At 71.5% G+C, this 16,246-nt stretch carries 12 protein-coding genes and 1 rRNA gene; 4 read left to right on the plus strand and 9 right to left on the minus strand.

The window, feature by feature from the left end; translation table 11 throughout:
- Window positions 1-151 precede the first annotated feature (151 nt).
- The gene (locus ACFZCD_RS32345; protein WP_391836628.1) at window positions 152-724 is read left to right on the plus strand and encodes an Rv3235 family protein; all 573 of its coding nucleotides are present in this window, start codon (window positions 152-154) and stop codon (window positions 722-724) included.
- 125 nt (window positions 725-849) lie between these two features.
- Here the strand turns inward: ACFZCD_RS32345 and secA are convergent, their stop codons facing one another.
- The gene (gene secA, locus ACFZCD_RS32350; RefSeq protein ID WP_391836629.1) at window positions 850-3,666 is read right to left on the minus strand and encodes a preprotein translocase subunit SecA; all 2,817 of its coding nucleotides are present in this window, start codon (window positions 3,664-3,666) and stop codon (window positions 850-852) included.
- 235 nt (window positions 3,667-3,901) lie between these two features.
- Between secA and ACFZCD_RS32355 the strand changes: the two genes are divergently transcribed.
- The gene (locus ACFZCD_RS32355) at window positions 3,902-4,492 is read left to right on the plus strand and encodes a GNAT family N-acetyltransferase (RefSeq protein WP_391836630.1); all 591 of its coding nucleotides are present in this window, start codon (window positions 3,902-3,904) and stop codon (window positions 4,490-4,492) included.
- Between the two features lie 44 nt (window positions 4,493-4,536).
- Window positions 4,537-5,739 (plus strand): winged helix-turn-helix domain-containing protein, encoded by a 1,203-nt coding sequence (locus ACFZCD_RS32360; protein ID WP_391836631.1) that lies wholly within the window; start codon window positions 4,537-4,539, stop codon window positions 5,737-5,739.
- 37 nt (window positions 5,740-5,776) lie between these two features.
- Here ACFZCD_RS32360 and ACFZCD_RS32365 read toward each other — a convergent pair whose 3' ends face one another.
- The 7 genes from ACFZCD_RS32365 to mtnA all read right to left on the minus strand — a co-directional run bounded on the left by ACFZCD_RS32365 (window position 5,777) and on the right by mtnA (window position 14,569).
- Window positions 5,777-6,520: a response regulator gene (locus tag ACFZCD_RS32365; RefSeq protein ID WP_391836632.1), complete on the minus strand. Its 744-nt coding sequence runs from the start codon at window positions 6,518-6,520 to the stop codon at window positions 5,777-5,779.
- Window positions 6,521-6,791: 271 nt separating this feature from the next.
- Window positions 6,792-7,481 carry a ribosome hibernation-promoting factor, HPF/YfiA family gene (gene hpf, locus ACFZCD_RS32370; protein ID WP_391836633.1) on the minus strand — a complete coding sequence of 230 codons (690 nt, stop codon included), beginning with the start codon at window positions 7,479-7,481 and terminating at the stop codon, window positions 6,792-6,794.
- 317 nt (window positions 7,482-7,798) lie between these two features.
- Window positions 7,799-8,551 carry a ComF family protein gene (locus tag ACFZCD_RS32375; protein ID WP_391836634.1) on the minus strand — a complete coding sequence of 251 codons (753 nt, stop codon included), beginning with the start codon at window positions 8,549-8,551 and terminating at the stop codon, window positions 7,799-7,801.
- Between the two features lie 111 nt (window positions 8,552-8,662).
- Complete coding sequence (locus tag ACFZCD_RS32380; RefSeq protein WP_391836635.1) at window positions 8,663-10,501, minus strand: LpqB family beta-propeller domain-containing protein; 1,839 nt, start codon at window positions 10,499-10,501, stop codon at window positions 8,663-8,665.
- On the minus strand, window positions 10,491-12,593 hold the full coding sequence (mtrB, locus tag ACFZCD_RS32385; protein ID WP_391836636.1) for an MtrAB system histidine kinase MtrB: 2,103 nt from the start codon (window positions 12,591-12,593) through the stop codon (window positions 10,491-10,493). The genes ACFZCD_RS32380 and mtrB overlap by 11 nt, the downstream gene beginning before the upstream one ends.
- Window position 12,594: 1 nt before the next feature.
- A complete protein-coding gene (gene mtrA, locus ACFZCD_RS32390) occupies window positions 12,595-13,272 on the minus strand; it encodes a two-component system response regulator MtrA (RefSeq protein ID WP_055539974.1) in 678 nt (225 codons plus the stop codon).
- Window positions 13,273-13,414: 142 nt separating this feature from the next.
- Window positions 13,415-14,569 carry an S-methyl-5-thioribose-1-phosphate isomerase gene (mtnA, locus tag ACFZCD_RS32395; RefSeq protein ID WP_391836637.1) on the minus strand — a complete coding sequence of 385 codons (1,155 nt, stop codon included), beginning with the start codon at window positions 14,567-14,569 and terminating at the stop codon, window positions 13,415-13,417.
- A gap of 203 nt (window positions 14,570-14,772) precedes the next feature.
- Here mtnA and ACFZCD_RS32400 point away from each other — a divergent pair, with 203 nt between their 5' ends.
- The gene (locus ACFZCD_RS32400) at window positions 14,773-15,987 is read left to right on the plus strand and encodes a hypothetical protein (protein WP_391836638.1); all 1,215 of its coding nucleotides are present in this window, start codon (window positions 14,773-14,775) and stop codon (window positions 15,985-15,987) included.
- A 168-nt stretch (window positions 15,988-16,155) separates the two neighbouring features.
- Here the strand turns inward: ACFZCD_RS32400 and rrf are convergent.
- Window positions 16,156-16,246 (minus strand): 5S ribosomal RNA (gene rrf, locus ACFZCD_RS32405); the annotation flags it as partial.

Genomic DNA, 16,246 nt, shown 5'->3' on the forward strand with positions numbered 1-16,246 from the left:
ACGGCCCGCGAGTCACCCGAATAGGTGAACCGCCGAGGGGGTGACGCGGGCGGTCCGCCGTCCTTGAGGGCCTCCGGCGGCCTCGGTAGAAGATCACCCACGGAAGCTACCGCCCGGTAATCATCCGGGCCGGCACCCCAGGGGGATCACGGTGAAGAGCGGGAAGAGCGGGAAGAGCAGCGCGAACGGCCCCGCCGGCCGGAGCACGGGACGGGCCACGGACAGAATCGCCGACAGGAGCGCAGGCAGGGGCGCCGGCAGGACCTCGGCCACGGCCGCGGGCAGGACGCCGCTCGGCAGGCCGCCCGGCCGGCCCGCCGCCGCCACCGCGCCGCCGCGGCGCACCGACCTCCGCCGCCCCCGCCCGGACGCCGCCGCCCGCCGCCGCGAACGCGAGCGCCTGCCCCGCTACTGGTTCGCCGAACGGCTCCTGCTCACCCTCAGCGGGCAGAAACCCGTCCACTGGATGCTCGGCCACACCCTGGGCGCCGCGTACGACCAGCTGGCCTCCCTGGCCCCCTACGCGCCCCTGCGGCCCGCGCCGCCGGGCCGCAGCCCCGCCGTCCGGCACTGCGACGAGTTCCGGCCCTCCCCCGGCGTCATCGAAGCCTTCGCCAGGATCACGACCGGGGACCGGCTCCTCGCCCTCGCCTTCCGCCTGGAGCACTGCACCGACCAGCGGTGGCGCTGCTCGGCCGTGGAGCTCGGCGGCACCCGGCACTGACCGCGCGACGCCACCGGCCGCGCACACGCGCGAGGCGGGGCGGGACGCCCGGTCCTCCGGGTGTCCCGCCCCGCCTCGGTCCCGCACGCGCGGGTTACTTCTCCCGCGCGGTTACGTCCCGCGGGTTACTTCTTACGGCGACGGCCGCCGCTGTTCTTCTGCGCCTTGCGGCGCTCGGCGCGGGTCATGCCGTCCGCGGCCGAACGGAACTCGCCGGTGTCGTCGCTCGCGTAGTCGGTCTCGATCGTGCCGCCCGCACCGTCCACCGTCGGGGCGGAGAAGTGCAGCCGGTCCGGCCGCTGCGGCTGCGTGAGGCCCTTCGCACGGATCTCGGGGCGAGCGGCGGGGATGGTGTCGTGGACCTTCTCCTGCGCCGGCGCGGCCTCCTCGACCGGCACCTCCTCCAGCTGCTGGTCGACCTGGACCTCCAGGTTGAACAGATAGCCGACGGACTCCTCCTTGATGCCCTCCATCATGGCCTGGAACATGTCGAAGCCCTCGCGCTGGTACTCGACCAGCGGGTCCTTCTGGGCCATGGCCCGCAGGCCGATGCCCTCCTGGAGGTAGTCCATCTCGTAGAGGTGCTCACGCCACTTGCGGTCCAGCACCGACAGCACCACGCGCCGCTCCAGCTCACGCATGATGTCGGAGCCCAGCTGCTCCTCGCGCGCCGCGTACTGCTCGTGGATGTCGTCCTTGATGGACTCGGCGATGAACTCGGCCGTGATGCCCGCGCGGTCGCCCGCCGCCTCCTCCAGCTCCTCGATGGTGACCTTCACGGGGTAGAGCTGCTTGAAGGCGCCCCACAGCCGCTCCAGGTCCCACTCCTCGGCGAAGCCCTCGACGGTCTCCTGGCGGATGTAGTCGTCGATGGTGTCGTCCATGAAGTGCTGGATCTGCTCCCGCAGGTCCTCGCCCTCCAGGACGCGGCGGCGCTCGCCGTAGATGACCTCGCGCTGGCGGTTGAGCACCTCGTCGTACTTCAGGACGTTCTTACGCGTCTCGAAGTTCTGCTGCTCGACCTGGGACTGGGCCGAGGCGATGGCCCGGGTGACCATCTTGTTCTCGATCGGCACGTCGTCGGGAACGTTGGCCATGGCCATCACGCGCTCGACCATCTGGGCCTTGAACAGACGCATCAGGTCGTCGCCCAGCGACAGGTAGAAGCGGGACTCGCCCGGGTCGCCCTGACGGCCGGAGCGGCCGCGGAGCTGGTTGTCGATGCGGCGCGACTCGTGGCGCTCCGTGCCGAGCACGTAGAGGCCGCCGAGCGCCTTGACCTCCTCGAACTCGGCCTTCACCGCGGCCTCGGCACGCTCCAGGGCGCCGGGCAGCGCGGCCGCCCACTCCTCGACGTGCTCCACCGGGTCGAGGCCCATCTGGCGCAGCTCCGCCTCGGCCAGGTCGTCCGGATTGCCGCCGAGCTTGATGTCCGTACCACGGCCGGCCATGTTCGTGGCGACCGTGACGGCGCCCTTGCGGCCGGCCTGCGCGACGATCGAGGCCTCGCGCTCGTGGTGCTTGGCGTTGAGGACCTCGTGCTGGATGCCGCGCTTGGCGAGCTGCTGCGAGAGGTACTCGGACTTCTCCACGGAGGTGGTGCCGACCAGGATCGGCTGCCCCTTCTCGTGCTTCTCCGCGATGTCCTTGACCACGGCGTCGAACTTGGCGACCTCGGTGCGGTAGATGAGGTCGGACTGGTCCATGCGGACCATCGGCCGGTTGGTCGGGATCGGCACCACGCCGAGCTTGTAGATCTGGTGGAACTCGGCGGCCTCGGTCATGGCCGTACCGGTCATGCCGGACAGCTTGCTGTAGAGGCGGAAGAAGTTCTGCAGGGTGATCGTGGCGAGCGTCTGGTTCTCGTCCTTGATGTCCACCCCTTCCTTCGCCTCGATGGCCTGGTGCATGCCCTCGTTGTAGCGGCGGCCGGCGAGGATACGGCCGGTGTGCTCGTCGACGATCATGACCTCGCCGTCCATGACGACGTAGTCCTTGTCGCGCTTGAAGAGCTCCTTCGCCTTGATGGCGTTGTTGAGGTAGCCCACGAGCGGGGTGTTGACCGACTCGTAGAGGTTGTCGATGCCCAGCCAGTCCTCGACCTTGCTGACACCGGCCTCGTGGATGGCGACCGTGCGCTTCTTCTCGTCGACCTCGTAGTCGCCGGTCTCCTCGATGCCCTTCTGCGGGTTGGCCGGCTCACCCTTGGTCAGCCGCGTGACCAGCTTGGCGAAGTCGCCGTACCACTTGGTGGCCTGGTCGGCCGGACCGGAGATGATCAGCGGCGTACGCGCCTCGTCGACCAGGATCGAGTCGACCTCGTCGACCACGGCGAAGTTGTGCCCGCGCTGGACCAGCTCCTCCTGCGACCACGCCATGTTGTCGCGCAGGTAGTCGAAGCCGAACTCGTTGTTCGTGCCGTACGTGATGTCGCAGTTGTACTGCTCGCGGCGCTGCGCCGGCGTCATGTTCGCCAGGATGCAGCCGACCGACAGGCCCAGGAACTTGTGCACCCGGCCCATCAGCTCGGAGTCGCGCTCGGCCAGGTAGTCGTTGACCGTGATCAGGTGGACGCCCTTGCCCGAGAGGGCGTTGAGGTAGGCGGGGAGGGTGCCGACGAGGGTCTTGCCCTCACCGGTCTTCATCTCGGCCACGTACCCCAGGTGCAGGGCGGCGCCGCCCATGAGCTGGACGTCGTAGTGACGCTGGCCGAGGACGCGCTTGGCCGCCTCGCGGACGGTCGCGAACGCCTCGGGGAGGAGGTCGTCCAGGCTCTCACCGTCGGCATAGCGCTGCTTGTACTCGTCGGTCAGGGCGCGCAGCTCGGCGTCGGAGAGGGACAGGAAGTCCTCTTCGATGGAATTGACCTGGTCCGCGATGCGGTGCAGCTTGCGCAGGATCTTGCCTTCTCCTGCACGCATGATCTTGCCGAAGACGGACACGTAGGCTAGCTCCTTGCCGGTCGGGCCTGGCACCGGTTCTCCCCCGCCGTGGGCAGGGGGCGGGTACGCGGGCACGACGGGACAGTCCCCGCCGCAACGGCCATCGTAAGCGAGGACCCCGCCGCGCCGGGAGGTCCGTCATCACCCGGGCCGGGTGTCACCCGCGGTGTCACCCGTCCTTGGAACGAGCGAACCGCCCGGGGGGTGCCCCGCCACGGGTCCTTACACTCCGCCCATGGAGCCCGTGAGCCTCACCACCGCGCGTCTGCTGCTGCGCCCCTTCACCGCCGCCGACGCGGACGCCGTGCACGCCGCCTGCCAGGACCCGGAGATCCCGCGCTACACGAGCGTGCCCTCTCCGTACACGCCCGGGCACGCCCGGTCCTTCGTCACCGAGGTCTGCCCGGCCGGCTGGCGCGACGACTCCATGTACACGTGGGGCGTGTTCACCCGCGAGGAGGGCAGGCTGACCGGTTCCATGGGCCTGATGCGGCTCACGTCGCACCCCTCCGAGAACGAGGCGGCCATCGGCTACTGGACCGCCAAGGAGCAGCGCGGCCGCGGCTACACCGTGGAGGCCGCCCGCGAGGTGGTCCGGTGGGCCTTCGCGGACCTCGGCGCCGGGCGCGTCGAGTGGTACGCGGAAGCGGGCAACGAGGCCTCCCGCGCCGTGGCCCTGAAGGCCGGCTTCCGGATGGAGGGGACCATGCGATCGAAGATCGCGCACGCGGGCACACGCCGCGACGCATGGGTCGGCTCCGTGCTCCCCTCCGATCTGGGGCTCCCCTCCACCGCCCCCTACCTGCCCTTTCCCGGACGCGGCTGACGGTTCCCGGGGCGTTGTCAGTGCCTCCGCCTAAGGTGATCGCCATGACAACTGCCGCCTCCGCCAAGGGCCGTAAGCCCGGCAAGGACCGTAAGCCCGAGCACCACCTGTCGGCCGATGACGCCCGCCGGCTGGCGCTGCGCGCCCAGGGCCTGCTCGGCGCCCCGGACCGGCGGGCGGGCACGCGCGGGGTGCTGCGCCGGCTGGGGGCCGTCCAGCTGGACACGATCTCGGTGCTGGCCCGCTCGCACGAGCTCGTGCCGTACGCACGGCTGGGCGCGGTCGGGCGGGGCACGGTCGAGGCGGCGTACTGGTCGGGGGATCACGCTTTCGAGTACTGGTCGCACGCGGCGTGCATCCTGCCCGTCGAGGAGTGGCCGCTGTTCGCCTTCCGGCGCCGGGCCTTCCAGGCCCGCGGCCACCGCTGGCACGTGATGGAGGACGCCGAGCGCTCGTGCGCCGCCGTCCGCGACCGCCTCAAGGCCGACGGCCCCCTGACGGCCACGGAGCTGGGCGGCGCCAAGAACGGCGGGGAGTGGTACGACTGGTCCGAGACGAAGATCGCGGTGGAGTGGCTGCTCGACACCGGCGAGGTGGTGTGCACCCGCCGGCGCGGCTGGAAGCGCGTCTACGACCTCGCCGAGCGCGCCGTGCCCTCCGCCCTCTTCCACGACGACCTGGACGACGCCGCGTGCATACGCCGCCTGGTGGCGCAGGCGGGCGCCGCGATGGGCGTGGCGACGCGGGCCGACCTCGCGGACTACCACCGCCTGAAGGGCGAGCAGGTGGACGCCGTCATCGACGACACGGGCCTGGTGCCCGTGGAGGTGGCGGGCTGGTCGAAGCCGGCCTGGGCCGATCCGGCGGCCCTCGCCGCACCGCCGCGCGGCCGCCACCGCACGACGCTGCTGTCGCCGTTCGACTCCCTGGTGTGGGACCGCCCCCGTACGGAGCGGATCTTCGGCTTCACCCACCGCCTGGAGGCGTACGTGCCGAAGGCCAAGCGCATACACGGCTACTTCGCGATGCCCCTGCTGGCGGGCGGCCGGCTGCTGGGCCGCGTCGACCCGGCGCGCGACGGCAGCACGCTGGTGGCCCGGCAGGTCTCCCTCGACGGGCCCGGGGCCGTGGCGCCGATGGCCCAGGCTCTCCGGGAGGCGGCGGAGTGGGTGGGCTGCGACAGCGTACGGATCGAGCGCTGCGACGACGCGAGGCTGGCGGCGGAGCTGGTGGAGGCCCTGGACTGAGGCCCTTGGCCGAGATGCCGGTCCCGCCGGCGTGCCGCTAGCGGATCTCCAGGATCTTCTCCCGCATCGCGTAGACCACCGCTTCCATCCGGGAGTGCAGCTGCAGCTTCTCCAGGATGTTCCGCACGTGGTTCTTGACGGTGTTCTCGGAGATGAACAACTCCTTGGCGATGTCGCGGTTGTTCATCCCCGTGGCCACGAGCTTGAGGACCTCCAGCTCACGGTCGGTCAGCCGGGGCGCCGGCACCAGCCGCCGCTCGTCGGTGCGCTGGATCATCGACTTGAACTCGGTGAGCAGCTTGGAGGCCATCGAGGGGCTGATCTGCGACTGCCCGTCCGCCACCGCGCGGATCGCCGTCGCGACCTCGTCGGTGGAGATCTCCTTGAGGAGATAGCCGGTCGCACCGGCCTTGATGGCGTCGTAGAGGTCGGCTTCCTCATCGCTGATCGTCAGCATGATGATCTTCGCGCTGGGGGCCACCTCCTTGATGGAGGTGCAGGCCTCGATGCCGCCGCGCTTGGGCATGCGGACATCCATCAGCACGATGTCGGGCAGCAGGTCGGCGGCCTTGTCCACGGCCTCCGCGCCGTCCCCGGCCTCGCCGACGACCTGGATGTCCTCCTCCTGCGCCAGGACGATCTCCAGGCCCCGGCGGAAGAGCGCGTGGTCGTCCACGACCAGGACCCGGATGGGCTCCTCGCGCGCCACGCCCCTGTCGGTGCAGGATCCTTCGTCGTCATCGTCGCCGGGCTCGAGTACGGGCCCGAACCTGTCCGCCATTGTTCCTCCCCCTGAAGACCCCTGAAGGCCCAGAGCCCATCGCGGTTGCACTGTGCTGCGTGCCGAGCCGTCCAACCGGTTCCCCGGCGCCGGTGGTTGGCTGCCGGGGCCATGATTTCATGCCGGGGCGCCGGACGGTGATTCCGTAGGCGCACGCCGGTGCCCCGGGAGCGCGGGGAGCGCGCTCCGAGGGCACCTGGCTCGAATGGACTACGGCCGCCGGACTACGGCCGGCTGCGGCGATGGACGCGGGAGGCCGGTGCCTCCCCGGTCAGCCGCCCAGCTCCCCGCCCGCACCACCGGGCTCTCCTTCGAAGAGCGGGTCGGCATTGAGGTGGATGACGCCGTAGTCGTAGGCGTGCCGCCGGTAGACGACACTGGGTTGTTTGGTGTCGGAGTCGACGAACAGATAGAAGTCGTGTCCGACCAACTCCATTTCGTAGAGCGCCTGGTCGAGGGTCATGGGCGCTGCGGAGTGCGTCTTCTCGCGGACCACCAGGGGGCCTTCGCCCCGGATCTCCAGGGATCCCATGCGGGTGACCGGCACCCCGTCCGCCGCCTGCTCGGTGGCGAGTTCACCGGTGTCGGTGAGCTCGGCGGCGCCGATGACGGTCGATGCGACATCGCTCGCGGGGATGCGGCCGTTGCCCCGCCGGGTGTGGCGCTTGTCGTTCTGCTTGCGCAGTCGTGCTTCGAGCTTGCTGGTGGCCAGGTCCAGTGCGACGTAGGGGTCGGTTGCTGCGGCCTCCGCCCGGATCACCGGTCCACGGGAACGCACCGTGATCTCCACCCGGTCGGAGCGGTCGGCCTGCCTGGGGTTGGGCTCCTTGGACACCTCGACGTCGAGGCTGATCACCTTGCCGTCGAGCTTCTGGATCTTGTCCAGCTTCAGCTTCTCGGCCACGTGCTTGCGAAAGCGCTCGGGCACCTCGGTCTTGCGGCCTTTGACGACGATGTCCACGCAGAACTCCGTTCCCGGATCGCCCCGCCGAAGGTGCGGAGCGCATCCCTCTTGCATCAGACTCCGGGGATACCCGGAGCCACCGACTTGGCGGTTTTCACCTCCTCCTCCCCACATCGGCAAGGTCTGCACCCCATCGACTTCAAGCTTCCGTGAAAGCGCGCAAAGCGCGCCATTCGGAAATGCGAGGCATAGCCCCTGCCATTCCTCACAACCGAACATATCTCGCTCGGACGCCTGTCGGTAGCCCCTACCGGGACGTACCTCCATTCAGGTGTTTTCCTGCCGTTACCATCAGCAACGAATGACATTGGCCTTCAGTTCCGCTTCTTTTCGGCCGAGCGCGGAGGCGCTCCGGACGCGGCCACGACGGCGGCGCCCAGCACGCTCCCGCCCGCGAGCGAGACGGCGCGGGCCGCCTCGGCCAGCGAGGCCCCGGTGGTCATCAGGTCGTCTACCAGCACCACCGGCCCTTCGCGCATCAGCAGCCCCTCTGCTCCCATACGTACCCCCAGAGCCCCGGCGACATTCGCCCTGCGCTGCCGGGCACCGAGGCCGGCCTGGTCGGCGACGGTCCTGCACTGCCGGAGCACGGCCGCCACGGCGGCCGGCAGCCCGCCGGCGCGGAGGGCCTGCGCGGCACCGAGAGCGAGGCGCCGTCCGGCGTCATGGCCGCGGGCGGCGACGGCACGGCGGGCGGAGGGGACGGGGACGAGCAGCAAGGGCCTTTCACGCGCCTCCAGGGCCCCTCCCCCACCCTGCCGACCACTGCCCGGCCCACCGGCCGCCGAGCGCACCGCACACGCCAGGGCAGCCCCCAGCGGCCTCGCCAGCCCCAGTGCCCCGCGCTCCTTGTGCGCGAGCAGCATCGCGCGCACCGGCCCTTCGTACCGCGCCACCGCATGGACCGGCGGCAGCCCGGCCGGCTCCGGATCCGGCCTCACCCGCCGCGCCGCGCCCCCGCCCAGCGCCGCCCGGCACGCATCGCACAGCACGGTCCGCGGCCGTCCGCACCCCGCGCACTCACCCGGCAGCACCAGGCCCGTGATCTCCTGCCACCACCCGCGCACAGATCCACTGTCCCGCTGCCGGCAGCCCGCCGCCACCCCTGTGGAAAACTCACGGCGCGACCGCGAACCGGGCACGCCGGGCCACGGCTCCAGCGCGCGCCGGGCAGGCCGCTACCCCGGATAGACCGGCGCCGACCCTTCCTTGGCCACCAGCTTCCAGTTGCTGTCCGGCAGCAGCCGTACGATCCCGCCGTCCCGCTCCGCCACCAGCGCCGGCGCCTTCGTCGTGCTCTCCGAAGCCGCGACCCCGCGCACCCCCGTGATCCCGGGCAGCCCGGAGGCGTTCGACAGCGAGCCGTCCGTGTCGATGTACTGCAGCTGCTGCAGCCCGCCCTGCTCGTTCCCCGCGACCAGCAGCCGGCTCCCGCCCGCCCACGACACCGCGTCGACCTGCTCCAACCGCGGCGCCACGGAACGCAGTTCCTGCACCGACAGGCTCGGCCGTCCCCCGGTCCCGTGCCGCTCGACCCGGCCCAGCTTCAGGCTCGTGCGGTCTCCCTTGGTCACCAGCAGCGCGATCCGCACCCCGTCGGCCGCGACCCGCAGCCCGGTGATGCGCCCGTCGAGCCGCGGCACCTGGACCTCTTCCGGGGTGCCCGTGCCGCCGGGCAGCCGCAGCAGCCGCGGACGGTCCGGGTCCTGGTCGGCGACCCAGAGGTTCTCGAGCCCGTCCCAACTGGGAGCCGTCAGGCCCGCCTTGACGCCGCCGCGCACGGTCAGCCGGGGCTCGCCCAGCGCCGCGCCCGCCTCCAGATCGGCGACGTACAGCGACTGGCCGTTGTTCGCCACGCCCGCAGCGCGCCTCTCCCCCCGGTTCACGGCCACCGACCGCAGTTGCAGGGCGGTGTCGGATCCGAAGGGACCGGGGACCCGGCGCGGCTCCTCCTCGCCGTCGGACAGGCTCACCATGCGGTGCTGCCCGTCCACGAAGTACTGCTGGTCGGCGCCGAGTCCGGCGGCCCGGTCGGGGGCGTACTGCCGCGCCTGCTCCCGCCCCAGCGAGCACAGCTGGGAGCCGTCCTCCCGCAGCAGCACCACCTGCCCGACCTTCACCGACTGGTCCTGGACGGTGTAGAGGAGCTGCGCGGCCATGCGATCGCACTGCGCCTCGTTGGTGCCCGCGGCCTTCTGGTTGAGCCGGATCTTCAGCGCGTTGGAGTCGTCCACGGAGAGCCGCCGGTCCACGACCTTGGTGCCGGTCGGGAAGGCCGTCGCGGCCACCGGGTCCAGCCAGTTGGTCGGCCCGTCGAGCAGCGCGTTGACCGTGGCGGTCACGGGGTCTATGCGCTTGCGGAGGTAGACGGGGTCGGCGACGAGGATGTGCCGGCCGCTCTCCGGGCCGCTCGTGCCCAGCTCCGCGAAGTAGTACTTGTTGACCGATCGGTAGATGCGCTGGAAGTCGGCGACGCCGAGCACCAGCCCGGGCGGCAGGTCGTCGATGCGCCACTCGCCGCCCTCGCGCGCGACGTGGATCTGCTGCTTGTACGCGCCCTCTTCGGGCTTGTACGCGTGCTTGTCGTCGATCGTGGCAACCTGCTTGCCGACCAGGGTGACGGTGTAGTCCTGGTCCCGGTCGTCGGTGCGCTCCACGCGCACCTGCGGCGGCTCCGCCAGGACCACCGTCCTGCTCGCCGGGTCCCACTCCCGCTGCTTGCCCTTGGCCAGGTACATGCGGGCCGTGCCGTAGTCCGGGTCGTCGCTGGTGGTGGCCTCGAGGAAGCCGTTCACGAGCTCCTGCGGGCGCTCGCCCTTGTGCGGCGCGACACCGTAGACCCGCACCTGCGAGTCCGCGTCGGCCCGCTGCGAGGAGTCGACCGGCCGCACCTCGCCGCTGTCGGGCATCGAGGCGCAGCCGGCCAGCAGCGCACCGCTGACGACGAGCGCGCCGAACCCTGCGATCCGCCGGCGCGGGCCGGGCGCCCGCCGGCGGCGATTGCGTTCAGCGCCCACGCGCCTGCCCTTCACGTTCACCGGAACGTTCGGCTGAACGTTCCTCCGTGGCCTCCGCCGCGGCCCCTGCCGCGGCTTTGCCGCCCTCCTTGGCGCCCTCTCCGGTGCTCTCCCCGGCGCCCTCCTTGGCACCCGCACGGGGCACCACGCGGGCGCCGCTGCCCGGCAGCGCCGCCGGGTCCACAGCGGGCACGTTCTTCGCCGGTGCCTGGACGGGCCCCCGGCCGCTGCCGTGCGGCGGGACGCCGCCGGACCGGCCGGCCACGGCCGTCGGCACCCCGGCCTCGCTCAGACCGCGGTTGCGCCGCGAGTCCGCCGGCTCCAGCGGGATGGGCGATCCGCGCAGCGTGTCGCCCGCCGTGGCGGGCAGGGTCAGCCGGAACTGCGAACCGCCGCCCGGCTCGCCCCACGCCTGCAGCCAGCCGCCGTGCAGGCGCGCGTCCTCGACGGCGATCGACAGGCCCAGGCCCGTACCGCCGGTGGTGCGCGCACGCGCGGGGTCGGCCCGCCAGAAGCGGTTGAACACCCGCGTCGCCTCGCCGGGCTTGAGCCCCACGCCGTAGTCGCGGACGGCGACCGCGACCGCGCCGCCGGCCGCCGCCAGCCGCACGATCACGTCCCGTCCCTCACCGTGCTCGACCGCGTTCACCACGAGGTTGCGCAGCACGCGCTCCACGCGCCGCGAGTCGGCCTCCGCCATCACCGGCTGCTCGGCGCCCTCGACCAGCAGCCGGGTGCCCTTGCGCTCCGCGAGCGGCAGGGCCCCTTCGATCACCCGGTGCACGACGTCCCGCAGGTCGACGGGCTCGGCCTCCAGGGCCGCGGCGCCCGCGTCGAACCGGCTGATCTCCAGCAGGTCGGCCAGCAGCGACTCGAAGCGGTCGACCTGCCCGTACAGCAGCTCCGCCGACCGCGCGGTGACCGGGTCGAAGTCCTCACGGGCCTCGTGGATGACCTCGGCGGCCATCCGTACGGTCGTCAGCGGCGTCCGCAGCTCGTGCGACACGTCCGAGACGAACCGGCGCTGCATCCGCGACAGCTGCTCCAGCTGCTGGATCTTGACCTGGAGGTTCTGCGCCATCTTGTTGAAGGCTTCACCGAGACGGGCGATGTCGTCTTCACCGGTGACCTTCATACGTTCTTGCAGGACGCCCGCCGCGAGCCGCTCGGAGATGCTGGCGGCCATCCGGACGGGAGTGACGATCTGCCGCACCACGAGCCAGGCGATGGCGCCGAGCAGCACGACCACGAACACGCCGGCGGTCGCGAGCGTGGTCTTCACCAGGCTCAGCGACTTCTCCTCCTGGGTGTACGGGAAGAGGTAGTACAGCTGGTACGCCTTGCCGCTGGGGTCGTACATCCGCTTGCCGACGACCAGCGCGGGCTCGCCCTCGTCGTGGGAGTTGTGCTTCACCGACGCGGACTTCCACAGCGCCCCGGTCTTGGTGTCCAGCTGCTTCCGCAGGTCGGCGGGGATGCTGGCCTCGGGGTCGATGTCCCCGGAGGCGCGCGGGCCGCGCGCGCCGGCGGACGACACATCGCCGTACCCCAGATCGCCGTACGTGAGGTCACTGCTGCCGGAGCTCAGCGCCACCACGTGGTAGACGCCCTGACCGCCGCTGGAGAGCTGCTGCACCTGCGCCGTCAGCCAGGCCCCGGGGTCCGTGGCGCTGCGGCTGCCGGACTGCGCGTCCTGCCCGCGGGTGTCCGCAGCGGTGTCGGCGGCGTCCCGCGCCGCCTTGAAACCGCCCTCGGCCTGGCTCAGCGACGCGTGCCGCTTGGCCTCCAGCAGGCCGTTGCGGACCTGCCCGATGACGACCACGCCGAGCAGCAGCACCACGCCCACCGACATCAGCAGCGTGGTCGCGACCACGCGCAGCTGGATGTTGCGCCGCCACAGCCGCATCGCGGGCAGCAGCGGCCGCCGCACCCAGCGCACGTACAGCCTCAGCACAGGGTGGACGGAGCCGGCGGTCGCGCCGTCGGACAGCATCTGCCCGGCCCGCCACAGCCGCCGGAAGAGAGACGTGCCGCCCGCCTTCTCGGCGGGCCGCCCCGCGCCCCGCTCCGGGGCGGCACCGCTGGCCGGCACGTCAGCTCGGCCCGGCCTTATAGCCCACACCACGGACGGTCACCACGATCTCCGGCCGCTCCGGGTCCTTCTCGACCTTGGAGCGCAGCCGCTGCACGTGCACGTTGACGAGGCGGGTGTCCGCCGCGTGCCGGTAGCCCCACACCTGCTCCAGGAGCACCTCACGGGTGAACACCTGCCACGGCTTGCGGGCGAGCGCGACCAGCAGGTCGAACTCGAGCGGGGTCAGCGCGATCGACTGCCCGTCGCGCTTGACCGAGTGCCCGGCCACGTCGATGACGAGGTCGCCTATCGCCAGCTGCTCCGGCGCGGGCTCCTCCGACCGGCGCAGGCGGGCGCGGATCCGCGCCACCAGCTCCTTCGGCTTGAACGGCTTGACGATGTAGTCGTCCGCCCCCGACTCCAGGCCGACGACGACGTCGACCGTGTCGCTCTTCGCGGTCAGCATGACGATCGGCACACCGGACTCGGCGCGGATGAGCCGGCAGACCTCGATGCCGTCCCGGCCGGGCAGCATCAGATCGAGCAGCACGAGATCGGGCTTTACCTCACGAAAAGCAGCAAGTGCCTTGTCGCCGTCCGCAACGAACGACGGCTCGAAACCCTCACCACGCAGCACAATGCCGAGCATCTCGGCCAGTGCGGTGTCGTCGTCGACGACAAGGACGCGTCCCTTCATATCGACATCATCCCATTTTCGCATCCGGTCCATAGAGCCGGGTGACGGAGCTCACCTGGCGCGACTGACATACTCCGGTGTGTCCCGTTGACCCGGGACTCCGATCGCGTTCGCCGCCAGGGGTGGACAGTACACGTGCTGATCAGCCCGGCTCACTCCCGGATCCCTGCTGCGGTCCGGCACAGAGCTCCGCCAGGCCGGAGCTGGTCACCGGCGAGACCACGCCGTTCTCCGTCACGATCGCCGTGACCAGCTCCGGTGGGGTGACATCGAAGGCAGGGTTGTAGGCCTGCGCCCCCAGGGGGGCCACCGGCACACCCGTGCCCGGTTCCGCGCCTGCCCCGGGCGGCACCACCGTAAACTCCGTCACCTCGTGCCCCGAGCGCTGCTCCACCTCGATCTCCGAGCCCGACGCCGTCGCGAGGTCCACGGTGCTCACCGGGGCCACCACCACGAACGGCACGTGGTGGTAGCGGGCCAGCACGGCCAGCGGATAGCTGCCCACCTTGTTCGCCACGGAACCGTCGGCGGCTATCCGGTCCGCGCCGATCAGCACCGCGTCCACCTCTCCGGAAGCGAACAGCGACCCCGCCGCGTTGTCGGTGAGCAGCGTGTACGCCATACCGGCCCGGGCGGCCTCGTACGCGGTCAGCCGCGCTCCCTGCAGCAGCGGACGCGTCTCGTCCACCCACAGCCGCCTCAGCTGCCCCGCACGGTGCGCAGCCCCTGCCACGGCGAGCGCCGTGCCCTCGCCACCCGAGACCAGCGCCCCGGTGTTGCAGTGCGTCAGCACCCGGAACCCGCCGCCGGGCACCAGCTCCTCCAGCAGGGCCAGCCCGTGCCGGGCCATCCCGGCGCTGGCCTCGGCGTCCTCACGGTGCACGGCACGGGCCTCGGCCAGAGTGGCCGCGGCCGCCTGCTCTGGCCCCCTGCCGTCCTTCACGGCCTTCTCATACGCCCCCACGGCCCGCCGCACCCCGTAGGCCAGGTTCACCGCGGTGGGGCGTGCCTGGGCGAGCAGCTCGGCCGCCTCCACGACGTCGAAGCCCCGTACGGCCGCCAGCGCCACCCCGTACGCTCCGGCGAGCCCCAGCAGCGGGGCCCCGCGCACGGCGAGCGTACGGACGGCGTCCACCAGCGCCGGCACGTCCGTGCACACCAGCTGGACCTCTTCCGCGGGAAGCCGCCGCTGGTCCAGGACCACGAGCACGGGCCCCTCCGGCAGCTCCTCCCATCTGAGCGAAGGAATGGAGCCGGGCTCGACGGACGCCATGGATGCCGCGAACTGATCAGCCATCTGTCCAGTCTGCCGCGGACGCCCTGACTATTGAAGGTCGCCTTGGGATTCCTCCCCCGTACGAGCCGGTGAGGCCGAGCCAGGGCGGGGGCCGGGGCTCTCCTGCGGCTCGTGGGACGTTCAAGCCCCCGTGACACGATTGCTGGCAGCCGCTCGCCGCCGCACCGGCGGACGGGCGGGCACCGAGAAGGAGCGAGACGCACATGACTGACTCTCCGGGCCTCACCTCGCCCGGATCCTCCCCGTCCGACGAGACCGGCGACAAGACGGATGAGAGCAAGAAGGCCGAGGGGGCGCAGTGGGCCAAGGACCAGCCGCCTGCGGGCGACTGGTCGGTCTCTTCCCCGGGCCCCCCGCGACAGCGCCGGGACACGGGCGAGAGGGCACGCGCCCGGGCCGGCCACGGCCCCGGCCCTGCGGGGACGGGAGGCCTGCCGCAACAGCCGGGCTGGAACCAATGGCGGCGCCCTCCGCAGGTCCCCCAGCCCGGGGTGATCCCGCTGCGGCCCCTGCAGGCCGGCGAGATCGTGGAGGGCGCGGTGCGCACGATGCGCATCCACTGGCGTTCCGTCCTCGGTATTTCGCTGGCGGTCGCGGTCGGCACCCAGGCCGTGGCAACAGTGGTGGACCGGCTGTGGGAGCGCGGCACACCCGACCTGGATCCGCTCGGCGGCGAGACGCCGCAGACCCCGCAGGAACTGGTCGACGCCATAGGCAACGGCCTCGGCGGGATCGGCGTCGCCTGGCTGCTCAGCCTGGTCGGCTCCATCACTGCCGCGGCTCTCCTGACGGTGATCGTCAGCCGTGCCGTCCTGGGCCGCCCCGTCACCGCCCGGGAGGCGTGGCTGAACGCCAAACCGCAGCTGGGCCGCATGGCAGGCCTGATGATCCTGGTGCCGATGCTCCTGATCGGGGTGTTCGCCGTAGGGATTGTCTGGGGTCTCCTCGCGGCGGCGGCCGGTGCGGAGCAGGCGGGAATGTCCCTGACGGCCGTGGGCGCCCTGGCGGCCATGGGCGTGGCCACCTGGCTGTGGATCCGCTACAGCCTTGCGGCACCGGCGCTGATGCTGGAGAAGCAGGGCGTGCTGGCGGCGATGCGGCGGTCGGCGAAGCTGGTCCGGGGAGCGTGGTGGCGCGTCTTCGGCATCCAGCTCATTTCGGTGCTGATGACGGCGCTGGTGAGTCTGCTGACCCAGGCCGTGGTTCTCGCCTTCGACACCTTCCTGCACGGTTTCCAGGAGCAGACGGCGGCCGCTGCGAACGACTGGTCGTCGCTCATCACGATCGGTATCTCGGCAGTGATCAGCTCGACTCTTACGCTGCCGGTGTCGGCCGGCATGACGGCTCTGCTGTACATGGACCAGCGCATCCGGCGTGAATCCCTTGACGTCGAGCTCGCGCGAGCGGCGGGCGAATAAGGGTTCCTAGTTTTTGTGGGCTCGGCTCGGACTCGGCTGCTTCAGTGGAAAGGGAGCAGCCGAGCAGCCGGGCCGGACCGGACCCGGCAGCACAATCCGGGGATGGTTTCGGGAACGCAAAAAAGCCTCAGGCCCGGGATAAATATCCCAGGCCTGAGGCTAATAATTGTTCGGCGGCGTCCTACTCTCCCACACGGTCCCCCATGCAGTACCATCGGCGCTGAAAGGCTTAGCTTCCGGGTTCGGAATGTAACCGGGC

It is taken from the genome of Streptomyces sp. NPDC008001 (genome assembly GCF_042958085.1).
GTDB lineage: Bacteria > Actinomycetota > Actinomycetes > Streptomycetales > Streptomycetaceae > Streptomyces.

Excerpts from the sequence above, each read along its gene's own strand:
- mtnA (WP_391836637.1), bottom strand. The coding sequence starts at position 14,569 with ATGGCTGATCAGTTCGCGGCATCCATGGCGTCCGTCGAGCCCGGCTCC.
- ACFZCD_RS32365 (WP_391836632.1), bottom strand. The coding sequence starts at position 6,520 with ATGGCGGACAGGTTCGGGCCCGTACTCGAGCCCGGCGACGATGACGAC.
- ACFZCD_RS32355 (WP_391836630.1), top strand. The coding sequence starts at position 3,902 with ATGGAGCCCGTGAGCCTCACCACCGCGCGTCTGCTGCTGCGCCCCTTC.
- ACFZCD_RS32360 (WP_391836631.1), top strand. The coding sequence starts at position 4,537 with ATGACAACTGCCGCCTCCGCCAAGGGCCGTAAGCCCGGCAAGGACCGT.
- mtrA (WP_055539974.1), bottom strand. The coding sequence starts at position 13,272 with ATGAAGGGACGCGTCCTTGTCGTCGACGACGACACCGCACTGGCCGAG.
- ACFZCD_RS32400 (WP_391836638.1), top strand. The coding sequence starts at position 14,773 with ATGACTGACTCTCCGGGCCTCACCTCGCCCGGATCCTCCCCGTCCGAC.